Below are 18,407 nucleotides of genomic sequence, written 5' to 3'. Positions count from 1 at the left end.
CATGTGGATCACTAAAACCAGTATCCAGAACCCGGTCTTCGCCACCATGGTGATGGTGGCGTTGGTGGTGCTGGGCCTGTTCTCCTACCGGGGACTGGGCCTGGAATCCATGCCCAACGTCGACATCCCCGGTGCGATGATCGAGGTCAATTATCCGGGCGCCTCGCCGGAGGCGGTGGAGAACGACATCACCCGGCCGATCGAGGACGTGGTCAACACCGTCAGCGGCATCAAGACCCTGCGCGCCAACTCGTGGGAAGGCCGCGCCGGCATCTACATCGATTTCGAACTGTCCACCAATATGGACAAGGCCATGCAGGACCTGCGCGACAAGGTGGCGCAGGTGCGCCCGCGCTTCCCCAAGGAGGCCAAGGACCCGTTCATCGTCCGCTTCGAAGGCGAGAACAGCCGCCCGATCGCGCAGATCGGCCTGACCGCCAGCGACCATACGCTGCGCGACCTGTCGACCATGGCCGACCAGCTGATCGGCAAGCGCTTCCAGGGCGTGGCCGGCGTCGGCCAGGTGCGCCTGAACGGCACGGCCTCGCGCCAGATCCTGATCAGCCTGCGCCCCAGCGACCTCAACGCGCAAGCCATCGGCGTTGACGAGGTGATCAATGCCATCCAGGCCACCAACACCAACCTGCCGGCCGGCTCGATCAGCTACGCCGGCAGCGAGCAGCTGGTGCGGGTCGAGGGCAAGATGAAGGATGCGCGCGACTTCAACAAGATCATCGTGGCGCGCCGCGCCAACGGGCCGGTGTTCCTGGAGCAGGTCGCCACGGTGATCGACGGCGCGCAGGAAGAGCTGTCGGTGTCGCGCCTGAACGGCAAGCGCGCCGTCACCATCGACATCACCAAGGTGCAGGACGCCAACGTGGTCGAGGTGGGCCGGCGCATCCAGCAGGTCGCCGCCGACCTGCAGAAGACGCTGCCGGCCGACATCACGCTGACCGTGCTGAACGATGAATCGCTCAAGGTGCAAAGCCAGCTCGACAACGTGAAGGAAACCATCATCGAAGGCGCGGTACTGACGATGATCATCGTGTTCTTCTTCCTGCACTCGTGGCGCTCGACCATCATCACCGGCCTGACCTTGCCGATCTCGGTGATGGCCAGCTTCATCGCCATGAAGTTCTTCGGCTTCACGCTCAACTTCCTGACCTTGATGGCGCTGTCCCTGTGCATCGGCCTGCTGATCGACGACGCCATCGTGGTGCGCGAGAACATCGTGCGCCACCTCGGCATGGGCAAGAACCACCGCCGCGCGGCCGAGGACGGCACCAACGAAATCGGCCTGGCCGTGATGGCCACCACCTTCGCCATCGTCGCCGTGTTCATCCCGGTGGCCTTCATGCAGGGCATCATCGGCCGCTTCTTCCTGCAGTTCGGCATCACCGTCGCGGTGGCGGTGCTGGTGTCGCTGTTCGTCAGCTTCACACTCGATCCGATGCTGTCCTCGGTGTGGCCGGACCCGGTCAAGGACCGCTTCAAATACCTGCCGTGGCTGGGCCGCTTCATGCACTGGCTGGAAGGCGGCGTGGAAAGACTGCACGTGGTGTACGGCAAGGTGCTGGGCCTGGCGCTGCGCTGGCGCAAGCTGACGCTGGCCTTCGCCGCTACGCTGTTCGTCGCCAGCCTGATGCTGGTGCCGATGATAGGCGGCGAGATGTTCCCCGACCAGGACAACGGCTGGATCAACCTGCACCTGAAGACCCCGGTCGGCTCCAGCCTGGAGTACACCGACAACAAGGTGCACCAGGTCGAGGAGGCATTGAAGGCCTTCCCTGAAATCGCCAGCGTGATCTCGGTGGTGGGCACGCAGGAAGGCCGCAACAACGCCCAGATCGACATGAAGCTGCAGGACCGCAAGACCACCAAGCGCCGCTCGCAGAAGGAGCTGGAAGGCGTGGTGCGCGCGCGCCTGAGCAAGATCGCCGGCATCACCATGTCGGTAGGCTGGAAGCCGATCTTCATCGCCATCCTCGGCACCGACGAAGGCAAGCTCGATTCGGTGGCCCACCACCTGATGGACAAGATGCGCAAGATCAAGGGCATCGCCGACCTCGAATACAGCCAGGAAGGCGCCAACCCGTCGACCACGGTCAAGATCAACAACGAGCTGGCCAGCGACCTCGGCCTGTCGGTGCAGCAGATCGGCAGCGCGCTGCGGCCGTTCGTGGCGGGCGACACCACCAGCCACTTCCTGGCCGACGATGGCCAGAACTACGACGTCAACGTGCAGCTGCCCAAGTCCGGCCGTCAGAAGATCGCCGACCTGGCCGACCTGTCGCTGGCCTCCAGCAAGCTGGGGCCGGACGGCCGTCCGGTGATGGTGCCGCTGCGCCAGGTGGTGGACTTCGTGCCCTCGTTCAGCCCGCAGGTGTTGAAGCGCCAGGCGCTGCAGCGCCGGGTGGCGGTGTATGCCGGCGTCGAAGGCCGTCCCGGCGGCGACGTCGACAGCGACGTCAAGAAGGCCATGAAGGAAATCGAGCTGCCGGCCGGCGTGCGCTTCGACGTCGGCGGCAATGCGCAGGACATGGAAGAGAGCATGTCGTCGGCCATGATCGCGCTGGGCATCGCGGTGATCTTCATCTACCTGGTGCTGGCCTCGCAGTTCGGCAGCTTCCTGCAGCCGGTGGCGATCATGATGTCGCTGCCGCTGTCGCTGATCGGCGTGCTGGTGGCGCTGCTGATCACCGGCAGCACGCTGAACATCTTCTCGGTGATCGGCTTCATCATGCTGATGGGTCTGGTGACCAAGAACGCCATCCTGCTGGTGGACTTCACCAACCACGCGCAGCGCGGCGGCATGGGCCAGCGCGAAGCCATCATGTCGGCCGGCCAGGTGCGGCTGCGGCCCATCGTGATGACCACTTTGGCGATGGTGTTCGGCATGCTGCCGATGGCGATCGGCATGGGTGACGGCGGCGAGACGCAGGCGCCGATGGGGCGCGCGGTGATCGGCGGGGTGATCACCTCCACGCTGCTGACCCTGGTGGTGGTGCCGGTGGCCTACACCTACCTCGACAGCCTGGGCAAGCGCTGCGCCCGCTTCTTCAAGGGCAAGGCGCACGACGAAGAGGCCGCGCTGCAGGACGCCATCGAACCGATGCACGACATCAAGGCCCGCAACGAAGTCGCGTAAACAACTCGGGGGTCAAGTCTGACATTCGGACACGGGCTCTACCGTAGCGTGCGCTACGGTAGAGCCCGTGTCCGAATGTCAGACTTGACCCCCGATGATCTGTAATTACTCGGCGGCTGCCGCGTCGCCGTCGGCGGCATCGCCGCCATCGGCCTCGTCAAGCTCGCCTTCCTGGGCCAGGCCTGGGTTGTTCTTCAGCTCGGCCTTGCGCCGGGCTTTTTCATCCGCTTTTTTCTTCTTCTCCAGCTCACGCTGGCGCTTTTCATACGCGAAATTCGTCTTTGCCATTTGCCACCTCTTCTTTATACGGTTCGATTACCTGCCCACATTATGACGCAGTTACGGCCGGCGCAAGTTTTTCAGCCGCGGGGATGATGCTGCGCATGCAAATGCTTCAGGCGTTCGCGCGCGACGTGGGTGTAGATTTGCGTCGTCGAGATATCCGAATGGCCCAGCAGTAACTGTACCACCCGCAGGTCGGCGCCGTGGTTCAGCAGGTGGGTGGCGAAGGCGTGGCGCAAGGTGTGCGGCGACAGCGGCGCCGTGATGCCGGCCTTTAAAGCATGTTTTTTAATCAAGATCCAGAACATCTGCCGCGTCATCGGCCCGCCGCGCCCGGTGACGAACAGCGCGTCGTCGACCTGGCCGTTGAGGATGACGCCGCGCGCTTCCTTGACGTAGCGCTCGATCCACACCCGCGCCTGCTGCCCGAACGGCACCAGCCGCGTCTTGGCGCCCTTGCCGGTGATGCGCAGCACGCCGTCGTTCAGGCTCAGTTCCAGCAGCTTGAGCGTGACCAGCTCGGACACCCGCAGGCCGCTGGCGTACATCAGCTCCAGCATGGTGCGCTCGCGCAGGCCCAGCGGCGTGGCGACGTCGGGCGCCGCCAGCAGGGCCTCCACTTGAATTTCGCTCAAGGTGTGGACGAAGCGCGCCGGCTGCTTGGCAGATACCAATTTCAGCGTCGGGTCGTCGGCGATGCGGCGCTGGCGCAGCAGCATCTGGTAGAAGCGCCGTATCACCGACAGCCGCCGGTTCGACGAGGTGGCCTTGCCGCTGTCCTGGTGGCGGGCGGCGATATAGCCCTCGATGTCGTGCGCGGCGGCCGCCGCCAGCCCCGCCACCTGCGGCCGCTTCTTCTCCAGCCAGGTGGCGAACAGGCGCATGTCGCGCCGGTAGGCTTCCAGCGTGTTCTTCGACAGGCCGTCCTCCAGCCACAGGCTGTCGCAGAACTCGTCGATCAGAGCAGCGTTGTCTGTTGCCATGCGTATTCGCTCGATCCTTCATGCGCCAGCAGCCAGCGCTTGATGCCCAGCAGGTAGCCATTGGGGTCGTCGCTGTTGGCGAAGCCACCCAGGCCGCTGGCAGAGGTGACGCGGTGACAAGGCACCACCACCGGGAACCAGTTGGCGCCGCACGCCTGGCCCACCGCGCGCGGCGCCGAGCCGATGTGCCTGGCCAGCTCGCCGTAGGTGCGCACGCTGCCGCGCGGGATAGCGCGGATGGCGTCCCAGACCTTGTGCTGGAACTCGGTGCCGGCGCGCTTGAGCGGCAGGTCGAAGACGAAATCGGCGTCCCGGCAATACTGCTCCAGCTGCGCGGCCGCCCGTTCCGCGATGGCGTCCTGCGGCGCCTTTGCATCAAAATGGGGCGGCAGGTAACACAGTTCAGTTATCAGACCACTTGCCGTGCGCACGCCTAGCTTTCCAAGCGGTAAATCCAGGACGGCGGAAAACAATTCATGCTGCTGTTGTATTTTCATCACACTCTACGCACCAAAAAAGCCGGCCAAAGTTGTCGTAATGCACCATTTTGTTGCATTCAAACTACATTAAAAAAACCACACCGTTGCATTGTAAATCCGCGCTGCTGGCGACAGGCGAAAAAAAACGCACCTTGCGGTGCGTTTCCAAATCCTGCTTCACGTTCCCGGTCGTTTGCCTGTCCCCGTAGCGCGCTTGTGGCGGCCTGCAGCGACTATAACAACGACATTCTGTAAAACGTGGTCTCCTCGATCTATTGCCGGTATTCAGTACCGTTTCTCTACACACTCCCCACCTACAATTCTTGCTACCGGATCGCATATTGATATGCAGTTATCCCTGAGAGCGACGCAATCATAACGTATCTATTTCGCTTTTTCTCCTTTTTTTTCGGTCCCGGGACGGCCTCGCTTTAAACATGAAACAAATCTGGCGCACATCAAGAAAGTTGTGGTATTGGGCTTGTTTTTGCCAAAAGACCTAGTAGTACCCCTCATTGCTTTGAGCCCAACAAAATTATAATTTAGGCGAAAATGCCGGATTTCCCGGCATCAATAAAATAAGAGACAAATCATGTTCGCAAAACTACTGGACCATCTGGAGGAGTGGATCATCACCTTCCTGATGGCAGGCGCCACCCTGATCATTTTCCTGTCCGTGCTGCACCGTTACGGCACCGGCCTGCCCATCCCCGGCGTCCAGGACTATTTGCTCTCGCTGCACTTCGAGTGGGCCCAGGAACTGGCCATCATCATGTTCGTGTGGATGGCCAAGTTCGGTGCCGCCTACGGCGTGCGCATGGGCGTCCACGTCGGCGTCGACGTGCTGGTCAGCCGCCTGCCGGACGCCTGGCGCCGCCGCGCCACCTACGTCGCGCTGGCCTGCGGCATGCTGTTTACCGGCATCATCGGCACGCTGGGCCTGACCTTCGTGTGGGAGAACGGCATGCACTACGCGCTGTTCAACAAGCTGGGCCTGGATGTCAGCGCCCTGACCGAAGGCCCGACCACGCCCGACCTGGAGTGGCCGACCTGGTTCATCTATTCGGTGGTGCCGATGGGCTCCTACCTGATGTGCTTCCGCTTCATCCAGGTGTCGCTGGTCTACTGGCGCACCGGCGAGATGCCGCACCAGGACGAAACCCAGGTCGAGGGCCTGGACGACGCCAAAGACGACGACATGTTTGCCGTCACCCAGCCGGCCCACGGAGGTGCCAAATGAGCGGCGCCGCACTCACCTCGGTCAAGGTGATGTCCAGGAAGCGCGCGGCAGCCTGGCTGATCGGCATCGCCGCCATCCTGCTGTCGGTGTGCGTCATCGGCGGCAAGGTCGGCATCGTGTTCGCGCTGCTGCTGGCGCTGATGTTGACCGGCATCCCGGTCTCCATCGCGCTCGGCCTGACGGTGCTGATGTTCATGTACCTGCTGACCCACGTGCCGGTCGAGGCGGTGGCGCTCAAGCTGTTCAGCGGCATCGAGAAGTTCGAGATCATGGCCATCCCGCTGTTCATCCTGGCCGGTAACTTCCTGACCCACGGCGGCGTAGCCAAGCGCATGATCAAGTTCGCCACCAGCCTGATCGGCCACTGGCACGGCGGCCTGGCGCTGGCCGGCATCATCGCGTGCGCCATGTTCGCGCTGGTGTGCGGCTCGTCGGTGGCGACGGTGGTGGCGATCGGCTCCATCATCCTGCCGGCCATGGTCAAGCAGGGCTATCCGAAGCGCTTCGGCGCCGGCGTCATCATCACAGCCGGTTCGCTGGGCATTCTGATGCTGCCGTCGATCCCGAAAGTGATCTACGCCATTTCAACCAACACCTCGATCGGCGCGCTGTTCCTGGCCGGCCTGTTCCCCGGCATCCTGCTGACGGTGATGCTGTGCACCACCACCTGGGTGCTGGCCAAAAAGAACGGCTATCCGCGCATGCGCAAAGCCACCTGGGGCGAGCGCCTCAAGGCGTTCAAGGACAGCGTGTGGGGCTTGATGCTGGTGGTGATCATCATCGGCGGCATCACCAAGGGCATCTTCACGCCGACCGAGGCGGCGGCGATGAGCGCGGTGTATTCCTTCATCATTTCGGTGTTCGTCTACAAGGACATGCCGCTGAAGAAGACGCCGGAAGTGCTGAAGAAGTCGGCCAGCCTGAGCGCGATGCTGTTGTACATCATCACCAACGCCGTGCTGTTCTCCTTCCTGATGGCGCACGAGAACATCCCGCAGGCGATGGCGGACTGGATCCTGGCCAAGGACCTGGGCCAGGCCGGCTTCCTGTTCTTCACCAACATCCTGCTGCTGTTGGCCGGTAACGTGATGGAGCCGTCGTCCATCATCCTGGTGATGGCGCCGATCCTGCACCCGGCCGCGATCCGCCTGGGCATCGACGCCGTCCACTTCGGCATCATGATCGACGCCAACATGGAAGTGGGCCTGTGCCACCCGCCGGTCGGCCTGAACCTGTACGTGGCCAGCGGCATCTCGAAGATGAGCATCTCCGAACTGACCGTGGCCGTGATGCCGTGGCTGTTGACGATGTTGGTGTTCCTGGTGATCGTCACCTACTGGCCGGGACTGTCGCTGTGGCTGCCGAAAGCGATGGGCCTGATGTAACACCAGCCCCGCACGGCGGCATGCAAGGGACGGACCCCGTACGGGGTCCGTCCCTGCCTGGCCCTGCGGGGTAACGCCAGAGCTCAATCAGCACAAAAAAGCCCCGTGTGGTCTTGGCGCACACGGGGCTTTTTTTCGTTTAAAACGAGCTAAATTATTTAGCTGCTTCCTTGTTGATCGCCGAGATCAGGTCCTTGCCGATACGGCCCTCCATATCCTTCTGCACCGGCAGCAGCGCCTTGCGCCACTCGGCCTGCTCCTTCACGCTGAGCGTGTAGATATCGGTCTTGCCGGCCTTCCTGATAGCCTCCAGCGCCTGGTCGTTGTCGCGCTGGGAGATGGCTTTTTCAAACGTGGTCGCCTCCTTCATCGCCCTTTCCAGCGCGGTGCGGATGTCGGCCGGCAGGCCATCCCAGAACTTCTTGTTGACGATGACCGCATAACCCAGGTAACCGTGATTCGACACGGTCACATACTTCTGCACCTCGTGCATCTTCTGGGTATACATATTCGACGGCGGATTCTCGGTGCCGTCGACCACGCCGGTCTGCAGCGCCTGGTACACCTCGGAGAAGGCCAGCACCTGCGGGTTCGCACCCAGCGCGCGCATCTGCGCGTCCAGCACCTTGGACGACTGGATACGCATCTTCAGTCCTTTGAAATCGGCCACGCTATGCAGCGGCTTGTTGGCCGACATGAGCTTGAAGCCATTGTCCCAGAACGCCAGGCCGGTGATCCCCTTCGGTTCCAACTTCTTCATCAGGCCCTTGCCGATTTCGCCTTCGGTGACGTTATACAGCGCAGTCTTCGACGGGAAGATATACGGCAGGTCGAACGCCTCGAACTCCTTCACGCCCAGCGGGCCGAATTTGGCCAGCGACGGCGCCAGCATCTGCACGGCGCCCAGCTGCAGCGCTTCCAGTTCTTCCTTGTCCTTGTACAGCTGACTATTTGGATAGACTTCGACCTTGACGCGGCCGTTGGTCGCCTTCTCGGCCAACTGCTTGAAACGCTCCGCGGCCTGACCCTTCGGAGTATCGGTGGCGACCACGTGGCTGAATTTGATGACGATAGGTGCCTGAGCATAGGCGTTACAGCTCAGAGCAACGCTCAGGGCCAGTAGAACAGCTTTCAATTTCATGAAGTCTCCAGAAGGGAATTAAAATACGCTATTGTTCTAGTTTGACCGATTCTTACCAATAGTGGCAAGGGTATCAACTGTGGAAAACCACAATGGCGCCGCCACTCCAAGGCCTTACCCTGAGCGTCCATGACAGCCACACCAGTCCAGATCCCGCCGCGCCGCGCCCATTACAGCTCATCGCTGCGCTGGCTGCTGCCCATCCTGCTGGTGCTGTTCTTTCTGGCGATCTTGATCTGGCTGCCATGGCAGGCGCGCCAGATGGAAAGCAACGAGCGCCAGGAACAGCTGATCGCCGACACCTTGTGGGTCGAGCAAACCATCCGCTTCCAGCTGGGCCGCGACGAGGAAAGCCTGCGCGGCCTGGGCGCCGAGATCAGCGCCGGCCGGCTGCGGCCGGAGCAGGTGCACGATCGCCTGGCGCGTCTGCTGAAGAACGGCCACGAGCTGCTGCGCGTGATCTGGCTGCGGCCGGACGGCACGCTGGCCGCCAGCAGCGATCCGCAAGCGACGCGGGTCGAACTGTCGGAAGCTTCCAAGGCGACCATGGAGCTGGCCCGCAAGACCCGCCACGCCACATACACCCAACCGGAAGCGCAAACGCCCAATCTGTCGGCCGCTCCCGCCGCGGTGCTGATGGACTACCATGTGCCGCTGTTCCGCGGCGACGAATACATCGGCGACCTGGTGGCCACCTACCAAACCAGCGCGCTGCTGGAAGAGATGGTGCCGTGGTGGTTCGCGCAGGACAACCAGGTCTCGCTGATCGACCGCGACGACAAGGTGCTGGCGCGCCGCGCCGCCGCCGGCCCTGGCCACGGCGTCTACACCCACAAGCGCGCGCTGGACCTGCCCGGCGCCACGGTCACGCTGGTGACGGACAGCGTCAAGAGCGAACCGCAGCTGCTGCCCAACCTGCTGGTCGGCTCGGTGATCCTGCTGTCGCTGGGATTGTTATGGAGCCTGCTGGCGTTGTGGGGCCACATCTCGCGGCGGCTGGAGGCCGAAGGCGCGCTGCGCCAGCAGATGTCGTTCCGCACCGCGATGGAAAACTCGCTGGTCACCGGCCTGCGCGCGCGCGACCTGGAAGGCCGCATCACCTACGTCAACCCGGCGTTCTGCCAGATCGTCGGCTACCCGGCCGAGGAGCTGGTCGGCATGCTGCCGCCCATGCCCTACTGGGCGCCGGAAGCGATGTCCGAATACCAGACCCGTTTCGCCTCGGTCCTGGCGGGCAAGGTCACGCCGCAGTTCGAAACCATCTTCCAGCGGCCCGACGGCGAGCGCGTGCCGGTGCTGATCTTCGAAGCGCCGCTGGTCGACAAGGACGGCAACCAGACCGGCTGGATGGGATCGATCCTCGACATCTCGGACCGCAAGCGCATCGAGGAGCTGAACCGCCAGCAGCACGAAAAGCTGCAGGCCAGCGCGCGCCTGGCGACGATGGGCGAGATCTCGTCGATGCTGGCGCATGAGCTGAACCAGCCGCTGGCCGCCATCTCCAGCTACACCACCGGCGCGCTCAATGTGCTGGCACGCGCCGACAGCAGCGGCGCGGCGGTCGATTGCGGCATCCTCAAGCCGGCGCTGGAACAGGCCAGCGCGCAGGCGCAGCGGGCCGGCCAGATCATCCGCAGCGTGCACGAATTCGTCAAGAAGAGCGAACCGCAGCGGCAGGAGATCGGCATCGCCTCGCTATTGGACGGCATCAGCGCGCTGATCGAGCTGCAGGCGCGCCAGGCCTACGTGTCCTTCAACGCCAGCATCCCGGCCGACCTGCCGCCGGTGCGCGCCGACCGCGTGATGATCGAGCAGGTGCTGCTCAACCTGACCCGCAACGCCATCGAAGCGATGGCGCACATACCGCCGCAGCGACGCATGCTCAACGTGGTGGCGGCGTATGATGCGACCAGCGCGCAGGTCAGCGTGGCGGTGATCGACCAGGGGCACGGCATACCGGAGGACGTGGCGCAGCGCTTGTTCTCGCCGTTCTTCTCGACCAAGGCGGAAGGCATGGGCATGGGGCTCAACATCTGCCGCACCGCGATAGAATTCCACGGCGGCTCGCTGACCCACAGCGCCAATCCGCAAGGCGGAACCATATTTACCTTCGTGCTGCCGGCGGTACTGGCGACAGCAGAACAGGAGACTTGAAGAATGCTGCATATCGTCGATGATGAAGCGGTCGTGCGCGACTCCCTCACCTGGCTGGCCACGTCGCGCGGCATCCCCACGCGCGCGTACGACTCGGCGCTGAAGCTGCTGACGCACACCGAGGCCGGCCAGTTCGACGCCGACGGCGACTGCGTGCTGCTCGACGTGCGCATGCCGGACATGAACGGCGTGGCCGCATTCGATCAGCTATCCACGCGCGGCCTGACGCAGCGCATGCCGGTGATCTTCCTGACCGGTCACGGCGACGTGCCGATGGCGGTGGACGCGCTCAAGCGCGGCGCCTTCGACTTTTTCGAGAAGCCCTTCAACGACAACCAGCTGATGGACCGCGTGCAGGAAGCGCTGGCCAACTCGCGCCAGGCCGGCGCGATGGCGGCGGTGCACGCGCGCCTGGCCACGCTGTCGGCACGCGAGCGCGAAGTGCTGGACCTTATTTTGGCGGGGAAGATGAACAAGGTGGTGGCGGACCAGCTGGGCATCAGCATGCGCACCGTCGAAGTCCACCGCGCCCACATCTTCGACAAGATGCAGGTCAAAACCGCCGTCGAGCTCGCTGGCTTGCTAAAATAAAACCGGGGTCAAGTCTGACATTCGGACACGAGCTCTACCGTAGAAGGCTTTTACGGTAGAGCTCGTGTCCGAATGTCAGACTTGACCCCAGCTGTTTATTGCGCGGCGATCCACTCGTCCACTACCTGCTCCAGCACCGGCAGCGGCACGTTGCCGGTTTCTAGCACCACGTTGTGGAAGGCCTTGATCGAGAACTTGTCGCCCAGCGCTTTTTGCGCCTTGGCGCGCAGGTCGAGGATGCGCATCATGCCGATCTTGTAGGCGCAAGCCTGCCCCGGCATCGCCACGTAGCGCTCCACCTCCGCAGCAGGGATGCCGTAGTCTATGCCCTGCTGGCGCGTCCACTTCATCGCATGCAGGCCCGTGTCCACCACCAGCCGGCGTGCACGGAACAGTTCCGCGTCCAGCTGACCCAGATGGCCGACTACGTCGCCGTCGTACCAATTGTTCTCCGCCGCCAGCTGCTCCGCATACAGCGCCCAGCCTTCGCCGTACGCCGAACCCACCGCGAACACGCGGTCGCGCCGGTAGCGCGGCAGCTTGTCGTTCTCCTGCTGTAGCGCGACCTGGAAGTGGTGGCCCGGCACGCCCTCGTGATACACCAGCGTGCGGATGCCGACAATGCGGAACTCAGGCCCCGGCATCGGCGCCCAGAAGATACCCGGCCGCGTGCCGTCCTTGGCCGGTCCGGTGTAGTGCGCCGCCGCGGTCTTCTCGGTGAACGGCGGCTCGCGCTTGACCACCACCGGCGCTTTCGGCGTGACGTCGAACAGCTCCTTCGCGCGCGCTTCCGCATCGCGCAGCACGCCGTCGTAGCGGACCAGCAGCGCCGGGCGCGGATCGGCATCCTTCGGCTGCGAGTCCTTCTCCAGCTGCGCCATGCGCTCCTTGATGCTGCCGTTGGTATAGCCCAGCGACACCAGCAAACCATCCATCTCCTTCTCGATGCGCGCCACTTCCTGCAGGCCGATGTTGTGGATCTGTTCCGGCGTGTAGTCGGTGGAGGTCATCTGCTTGAGCAGCAGCGCGTAGGCCTTGTCGCCATGGGGCAGGCGCCACAGGCCGGCGTCGTTGGTGGTGCGCGGCAGCTGGTCCTGCAGCATCGCGCGGGCGCGCTGGAACGCAGGGATAATCGATTGCTTGACGATGGCTTCAGCCGCCGCCGCAAACCTGGCCTGCTGTTCCGGCGACACGTCCTGCAAGCCGCTCATGCGCTGCTTCAGCGTCGCGACGAAGACATTGTTCTCCGGCGCGCCGTCGAGGAAGCGGTCCAGCTGCCCGATCGAGGATTGCGTCAGGAAGGTCGGCATCACAATACCGTGCCTCGCAGCGCCGCGCGCCTGCACGATGCCGGTATCCATCTTGCCGGCCACCGCCTTCAGGCGAACCAGATAGTTCTCCACGTCGCGCTGGTTGCGGATCGGGTGCGTCTGCGTCAGGAAGTTCACCAGCTGCACATGCAGGCCGCCGAACTGGTTGAACACGAAGTTGTAGTCCATGTAGGGCCAGGCATCCACGGTGCCGCGCAAATTCCAGGCGATGCTGGCGGCGCTGGCGCGCTGCTGCGACGTCAGCGCCTGCTGGTCGATCTTCGCCAGCTGCGCCAGCGCGGTCTTGGCGGCGGCCACTTCGCCGGCGCGGTAGACGATGGTATTGGGCGTGAGCTTGCGGTCCAGTCTATCCTGCTCCTTGGCGCTGAAGTACTGCTTCTGCGTGGCCTGTTCAGGATCGTTGCGCACCTTGGCGTTGGCGACCTTGTCGGCCCAGTCATCGAAGCTGACGCCATGCGCGGCCAGCGTGAAGGACGCGCCGGCAAGCAGCGAGATGAATCTGGTTGAAGTATGCATGGACGTGGGCCTTTTAAAAGAACCGCACGAGTGTAGCGCAGTTCAAGCGTGGCAGGCCAGCGCCCATTCGACGTGCTCGCGCACCAGTTCCGACGGGTGCTCGCGGCGCGCCGTCAGCGCCGCCACGATGGCCGCATCGCCTTTGGCGCCGGCCGCCGCCGCGTTGCCCAGGCCGACCGCGATATTGCGCAGCCAGCGCTCGTGGCCGATGCGGCGTATCGGGCTGCCCTCCATCTTGCGGTTGAATTCGTCCTCGGTCCAGGCGAATAGTTCGACCATCGATGCGCTGCCCAAGCCGTGGCGCTCGTCGAAGTCCGGCAGCACCGCGCGCTGCGCGAACTTGTTCCACGGGCAGGCGGTCTGGCAATCGTCGCAACCGTAGACGCGGTTGCCGATCAGCGGCCGCATCTCCACCGGGATCGCGCTTTTCAGTTCGATCGTCAGGTAGGACACGCAACGCCGCGCGTCCAGCCGCCCCGGTCCGAGGATGGCCTGGGTCGGGCAGATATCGATACACGCCGAGCACTGGCCGCAATGCCGGCCGGTCGGCTCGTCGACCGGCAGCGGCAGGTCGACCAGGAACTCGCCCATGAAGAACATCGACCCGGCGGTACGCGACAGCAGCAAGGTGTGCTTGCCGCGCCATCCCAGGCCGGCCTTCTCGGCCAGCGGCAGCTCCATCACCGGCGCCGAATCGGTGAAGACGCGGTAGCCGAATTCCCCGATCTCCGCCTTCACCTTGTCGGCCAGCTGCTGCAGGCGCGCGCGCAGCACCTTGTGGTAGTCCCTGCCCCTCGCATAGACCGAGATCACGGCGGCGCCGGGATCGGCCAGCCGGGCCGCCTCCCGCAAGCGCCAGTCGTTGTCGCCCCCCGTTTCCGTGTCCCTCGGCAGATAGTCCATGCGGGCGCTGATCACCCGCACCGTGCCCGGCACCAGCTCTGCAGGACGGGCGCGCATCATGCCGTGGGTGGCCATATAGTCCATTTCGCCGTGCATGCCGGCGTCCAGCCACGCCTGCAGGCCCGCCTCGGCATGACTGAGGTCGATGTCGGTGATGCGGATTTCGGCGAAGCCCAGCTCCACACCCCAGCGCTTGATGCTGAGGGCAAGTTCGGCTAAATTGGTTACTGGCAGGGACATCGGTAGCAGGTGGCGGTTACAATGGCTGGCGATCCAACCAACACGACATTCTAATTGATGCAGCACTTCCAAGCCCATCTCCATGACGAAGCCGGCACCGCCGCCCTGGGCACGGCCCTGGCGCGCGCCCTGGCGCCCGGCCTGGTGATCTACCTGCACGGCGACCTGGGGGCCGGCAAGACCGCCCTCACCCGCTCCCTGCTGCACGCCGCCGGCCACGTGGGCACGGTCAAAAGTCCAACCTACACCTTGTCCGAACCGTATGCGATACAGCTCGACGGCCGCAGCGTCAGCGTGATCCATTTCGACCTGTACCGCATGGGCAGCCCGGAGGAATTCCTTGACGCCGGCTTCCGCGAAGACTTCAACGGCGACAACATCTGCATCGTCGAATGGCCCGAAAAGGCCGACCGCGTGCTGCCTGCCGCCGATATCAACCTGTTTCTGACTGTGGCCGGCAACGGCCGTGATGTAGAATTGCAGGCGTCCACCGCACTGGGTAACTCATGCCTTCAACGCCTCAAATTCGCCCCGAACATGTGAACAAGGGCGTAAAAAGCCCGCCTGTTTCGCGCCGCACCGTCCTCAAGGCCGGCGCCACGCTGCTGCTGTCCGTGGTGGCGCCGATCCGTGCCTACGCCGCGCAAATCCTGGCGGTGCGGGTCTGGCCGGCGGAGGACTACACCCGCGTCACGCTGGAAAACGACGCCGCGCTCAAGGCCACCCACTTCATCGTCAAGGACCCGGAGCGCATGGTGGTCGACATCGAAGGCCTGGAACTGAACCCGACGCTCAAAAGCCTGGTCGCCAAGATCCAGTCCAACGACCCGTACATCAAGCAGGTGCGCGTGGGCCAGAACCGGCCCAACGTGGTGCGCCTGGTGTTCGACCTGAAGGAAGAAATCACGCCGCAGGTGTTCACGCTGGCCCCGGCCGGCAACTACAAGCACCGCCTGATCTTCGACCTGTATCCGGTCAAGCCGGTCGACCCGATCGCCGCGATGATCGAAAAAGGCGACTGGTCGGGCGATGGCAAACTGCCGCCGTCCAGCGCGGCCGCCACCGGCAGCGCGCCCAAGGGCGACATGCCGCCGCTGAAGCCGGCCGAAGCCGACGCCCTCGCCACCGCGCCGCAAACGCCGCTGGAAGCGCTCAAGCCCAACACCAAGGCCGAGCCGCGCGCGGAGCAGGCCCACGCCCCTGAAAAAACCGACAAGAACGGCAAGCTGATACGCATGCTGACCGTGGTGCTGGACCCAGGCCACGGCGGCGAAGACCCCGGCGCGTCGGGCAAGAACGGCAGCCGCGAGAAGGACATCGTGCTGGCCATCGCCAAGCGTCTGAAGGACAAGATCGAGGAATTCCCGAACATGCGCGTGATGCTCACGCGCGACGCCGACTACTTCGTCCCGCTCGGCACCCGCGTCGACAAGGCCCGCAAGGTGCAGGCCGACCTGTTCGTCTCCATCCACGCGGACGCCTTCGTGCAGCCGACCGCGCGCGGCTCGTCGGTGTTCGTGCTGTCGGAAAAAGGCGCCAGCTCGTCGGCGGCGCGCTGGCTGGCGGACAAGGAAAACCTGGCCGACACCATCGGCGGCGTCAACGTCAAGACCCAGGACCGCCAGCTGGCCAGCGTGCTGCTGGACCTGTCGACCACGGCGCAGATCAACGATTCGCTCCGGCTGGGCAAATCGGTGCTGGGCGAGATCGGCGGCATCAACCGCCTGCACAAAGGCTCGGTCGAGCAGGCCGGCTTCGCGGTGCTGAAGGCGCCGGACATTCCGTCGATCCTGATCGAGACCGCCTTCATCTCCAACCCGGAAGAGGAAGCCAAGCTGCTCGACGACGGCTACCAGAACCAATTGGCCGATGCCATCGTCAAGGGCATACGGCGTTATTTCGCGAAGAACCCACCGCTGGCAAAGAACCGGCTGACATAACTAAAACGGACGAGACATGGCTGTAGTACTCAACACGGAATACGGCGCACTGCCGGCAGTACAGATCACAGCGGCCGACGGCAGCCAGGCGACGGTGTCGCTGTTCGGCGCCCACCTGCTGTCATGGAAAACCGGCGATGGCAAGGAGCGGCTGTTCGTCAGTTCGCAGACGCCGCTCGACGGCAGCAAGGCCATACGCGGCGGCGTGCCGGTGATCTTCCCGCAGTTTAATGTGCGCGGCCCCGGCCTGCGCCACGGCTTCGCCCGCGTCAGCACCTGGCGCCTGACCGGCAGCGGCGGCGACGGCGGCCAGTCCTTCCTCGAATTCAGTCTGAATCAGGACGACCTGGCGCCCGAACACGCGCAAGCCTGGCCGCACGCCTTCGAACTGACGCTGCGCTTCACCCTGCACGGCGACTCGCTCGATGCGCAATTGAAGGTGCATAACAGCGGCGCGCAGGAGTTCCCGTTCGGCGTCGCGCTGCACACCTATTACGACGTCGGCCAGCTGGCGGCGACCAGCATCAGCGGCCTGCAGCACATGCGCTGCACCGACCATCACCAGGAAACGCTGACGCAGCAGCACCCGGCGCTGCACTTCACCGAGAAGCTGGACCGCCTCTACCAGTCCACGCCGACGCTGACGCTGAACACGGCCAACGCCACGCTGCGCCTGGAGCAGCAAGGCTACGACAACTGGGTGGTGTGGAATCCCGGCCAGGACGACGCCAAGGCGCTGGTGGACCTGGCCGATGACGAGTACCTGCGCTTCGTCTGCATCGAACCGGCGCGCATCGATCAGCAGCAGCTGGCCGCCGGCGCCACGTGGACCGGCAACCATCGCATCACGGCAGACTAACTGCCAACCCCGCGTGCCTGAGCGATACGCATGCCGTACCGCTTAGGGGTCAGACCCCGCATGGGGTCTGACCCCGGCTGGCCGTGCGGGGTAAATGCACGCGCATTAGTTGGACTCTTTGACGATGCGGCCGGAACCCGGCTGGATAGGCCGCGCATTCAAGGGATAAAGGCGGCTGAACAGCGCCATCTGCGCCGGCGAGGCCTGCACCGGCTCCTTCATCACCAGCCACAACACGCCCTCGGAACACGGCGGCGTGGTCAGCGAACCCATAAAGGTGAAGTAGTCGCGGCGCGCCGGAATCAGGTCCAGCGGATCGAGCACGGTCGACGGCGCCAGCGTTTCCAGCTTCTCCAGCGGCAGGTTGTTCCACACCGTCTGGATCACCGGCTGCGGCTTGCCGCGCTCCAGCAGCAGCGCCAGCACGGCCAGCTTGCCCTCGCCATCCTTGTGCACCAGGTGCATCACCATCTCATAACCCTTGCCGTTGATGCGCTCCTCCGACGGCCGGTGGAAGTGGAACTGGATCAGCTCATACATCCGGTTGTTCACCGTGATGAAGTTACCGCCGCCGACCATGACCTGCACCGTATGGCCGTTGTCGGTCACGTTGAACGAGGAAGGATGGTAGTCGAAGGTGATCTGTTCCAGCTCGACCTTCATGCCGTCGCGGATATCGATCGGCGACTGGCGGTTGCCGGTGCTGCACTTGGCCCACTCGGGATTGATCTTGCCCCAGTTGGCCGGGCCGTCCTCGCCCTCGTAGGACCAGTGGTTGCTGTACACCTTGGGCACGACCGGCGCGGCGGCGGCGACCTTTTTGGCCCTGGCCGCCGCGGCGGCGCGGGCCTGCTGGTTGGCGCGCATGATGGCCAGGCGGGCCGCGATCTTGGCCGACAGGTCGGACTCCGCCTCGGCCTCGCGTTCGCGCTCGGAGAGCTTGCGGGGCGGCGTGGAACCGCCGGATGCGGAGGCGCTGGAAGACCCAGGACTGCTCGGACGGATCGACGCAATCGCCCCCGCAGCGCCACCCACCGAGGATTTCGTCGATGGCGAAATCAGCGGATCGTTTGCAGCGCTGGCGGTCGCGAGGACGCAGCAGCAGGCAATCAGGGTGAGGAGAGGTCGCATGTGTATCCAGGAAGAAAAGAATTACACACTGGTATACGGATGCATTTGGGCAAAACTTGAGCGGGCCGGACCTCTCTGTAGAAC

At 64.1% G+C, this 18,407-nt stretch carries 15 protein-coding genes; 8 read left to right on the top strand and 7 right to left on the bottom strand.

Features of this window, described 5'->3' with window-relative positions:
- Nucleotide 1 precedes the first annotated feature (1 nt).
- Nucleotides 2-3,148, top strand: coding sequence for an efflux RND transporter permease subunit (locus ACEN9O_RS13680; protein ID WP_495618071.1), 3,147 nt, complete (start codon nt 2-4; stop codon nt 3,146-3,148).
- A 105-nt stretch (nt 3,149-3,253) separates the two neighbouring features.
- Here ACEN9O_RS13680 and ACEN9O_RS13675 read toward each other — a convergent pair whose 3' ends face one another.
- The 3 genes from ACEN9O_RS13675 to ACEN9O_RS13665 all read right to left on the bottom strand — a co-directional run bounded on the left by ACEN9O_RS13675 (nt 3,254) and on the right by ACEN9O_RS13665 (nt 4,910).
- On the bottom strand, nt 3,254-3,436 hold the full coding sequence (locus ACEN9O_RS13675; protein WP_495618070.1) for a hypothetical protein: 183 nt from the start codon (nt 3,434-3,436) through the stop codon (nt 3,254-3,256).
- Nucleotides 3,437-3,507: 71 nt separating this feature from the next.
- The gene (gene xerD / locus ACEN9O_RS13670) at nt 3,508-4,413 is read right to left on the bottom strand and encodes a site-specific tyrosine recombinase XerD (RefSeq protein ID WP_495618069.1); all 906 of its coding nucleotides are present in this window, start codon (nt 4,411-4,413) and stop codon (nt 3,508-3,510) included.
- The gene (locus ACEN9O_RS13665) at nt 4,389-4,910 is read right to left on the bottom strand and encodes a methylated-DNA--[protein]-cysteine S-methyltransferase (RefSeq protein WP_495618068.1); all 522 of its coding nucleotides are present in this window, start codon (nt 4,908-4,910) and stop codon (nt 4,389-4,391) included. The genes xerD and ACEN9O_RS13665 overlap by 25 nt, the downstream gene beginning before the upstream one ends.
- 574 nt (nt 4,911-5,484) lie before the next feature.
- On the opposite strand from ACEN9O_RS13665, the gene ACEN9O_RS13660 reads away from it, so the two are divergent.
- The gene (locus ACEN9O_RS13660) at nt 5,485-6,132 is read left to right on the top strand and encodes a TRAP transporter small permease (RefSeq protein ID WP_495618067.1); all 648 of its coding nucleotides are present in this window, start codon (nt 5,485-5,487) and stop codon (nt 6,130-6,132) included.
- The gene (locus tag ACEN9O_RS13655; RefSeq protein WP_495618066.1) at nt 6,129-7,517 is read left to right on the top strand and encodes a TRAP transporter large permease; all 1,389 of its coding nucleotides are present in this window, start codon (nt 6,129-6,131) and stop codon (nt 7,515-7,517) included. Before ACEN9O_RS13660 ends, ACEN9O_RS13655 begins: the two co-directional genes overlap by 4 nt.
- Nucleotides 7,518-7,671: 154 nt before the next feature.
- Here the strand turns inward: ACEN9O_RS13655 and ACEN9O_RS13650 are convergent, their stop codons facing one another.
- Complete coding sequence (locus tag ACEN9O_RS13650; RefSeq protein ID WP_495618065.1) at nt 7,672-8,658, bottom strand: TRAP transporter substrate-binding protein; 987 nt, start codon at nt 8,656-8,658, stop codon at nt 7,672-7,674.
- Nucleotides 8,659-8,787: 129 nt separating this feature from the next.
- On the opposite strand from ACEN9O_RS13650, the gene ACEN9O_RS13645 reads away from it, so the two are divergent.
- Together ACEN9O_RS13645 and ACEN9O_RS13640 are read left to right on the top strand one after the other, a co-directional pair.
- Entirely contained in the window at nt 8,788-10,812 is a 2,025-nt protein-coding gene (locus ACEN9O_RS13645; protein WP_495618064.1) for a two-component system sensor histidine kinase NtrB, read from the top strand.
- Nucleotides 10,813-10,815: 3 nt separating this feature from the next.
- Complete coding sequence (locus tag ACEN9O_RS13640) at nt 10,816-11,403, top strand: response regulator transcription factor (RefSeq protein WP_495618063.1); 588 nt, start codon at nt 10,816-10,818, stop codon at nt 11,401-11,403.
- Between the two features lie 95 nt (nt 11,404-11,498).
- Here ACEN9O_RS13640 and ACEN9O_RS13635 read toward each other — a convergent pair whose 3' ends face one another.
- Together ACEN9O_RS13635 and queG are read right to left on the bottom strand one after the other, a co-directional pair.
- The gene (locus ACEN9O_RS13635; RefSeq protein ID WP_495618062.1) at nt 11,499-13,250 is read right to left on the bottom strand and encodes a DUF885 domain-containing protein; all 1,752 of its coding nucleotides are present in this window, start codon (nt 13,248-13,250) and stop codon (nt 11,499-11,501) included.
- A gap of 42 nt (nt 13,251-13,292) precedes the next feature.
- Complete coding sequence (queG, locus tag ACEN9O_RS13630) at nt 13,293-14,393, bottom strand: tRNA epoxyqueuosine(34) reductase QueG (protein ID WP_495618061.1); 1,101 nt, start codon at nt 14,391-14,393, stop codon at nt 13,293-13,295.
- A gap of 57 nt (nt 14,394-14,450) precedes the next feature.
- On the opposite strand from queG, the gene tsaE reads away from it, so the two are divergent.
- From tsaE to ACEN9O_RS13615, 3 genes are read left to right on the top strand one after another with little or no spacing between them, the layout of a single operon-like run.
- Entirely contained in the window at nt 14,451-14,936 is a 486-nt protein-coding gene (gene tsaE, locus ACEN9O_RS13625) for a tRNA (adenosine(37)-N6)-threonylcarbamoyltransferase complex ATPase subunit type 1 TsaE (RefSeq protein WP_495618060.1), read from the top strand.
- Complete coding sequence (locus tag ACEN9O_RS13620; RefSeq protein ID WP_495618059.1) at nt 14,900-16,333, top strand: N-acetylmuramoyl-L-alanine amidase; 1,434 nt, start codon at nt 14,900-14,902, stop codon at nt 16,331-16,333. Before tsaE ends, ACEN9O_RS13620 begins: the two co-directional genes overlap by 37 nt.
- Nucleotides 16,334-16,349: 16 nt before the next feature.
- On the top strand, nt 16,350-17,192 hold the full coding sequence (locus ACEN9O_RS13615) for a D-hexose-6-phosphate mutarotase (RefSeq protein ID WP_495618058.1): 843 nt from the start codon (nt 16,350-16,352) through the stop codon (nt 17,190-17,192).
- Nucleotides 17,193-17,297: 105 nt separating this feature from the next.
- Here ACEN9O_RS13615 and ACEN9O_RS13610 read toward each other — a convergent pair whose 3' ends face one another.
- On the bottom strand, nt 17,298-18,323 hold the full coding sequence (locus ACEN9O_RS13610) for a carbonic anhydrase (RefSeq protein ID WP_495618057.1): 1,026 nt from the start codon (nt 18,321-18,323) through the stop codon (nt 17,298-17,300).
- Nucleotides 18,324-18,407 lie beyond the last annotated feature (84 nt).

Source organism: Duganella sp. Dugasp78, assembly GCF_059491455.1.
The sequence above is the reverse complement of the archived record's forward strand: the minus strand, read 5'-3'. Positions and strand labels throughout refer to the sequence as shown.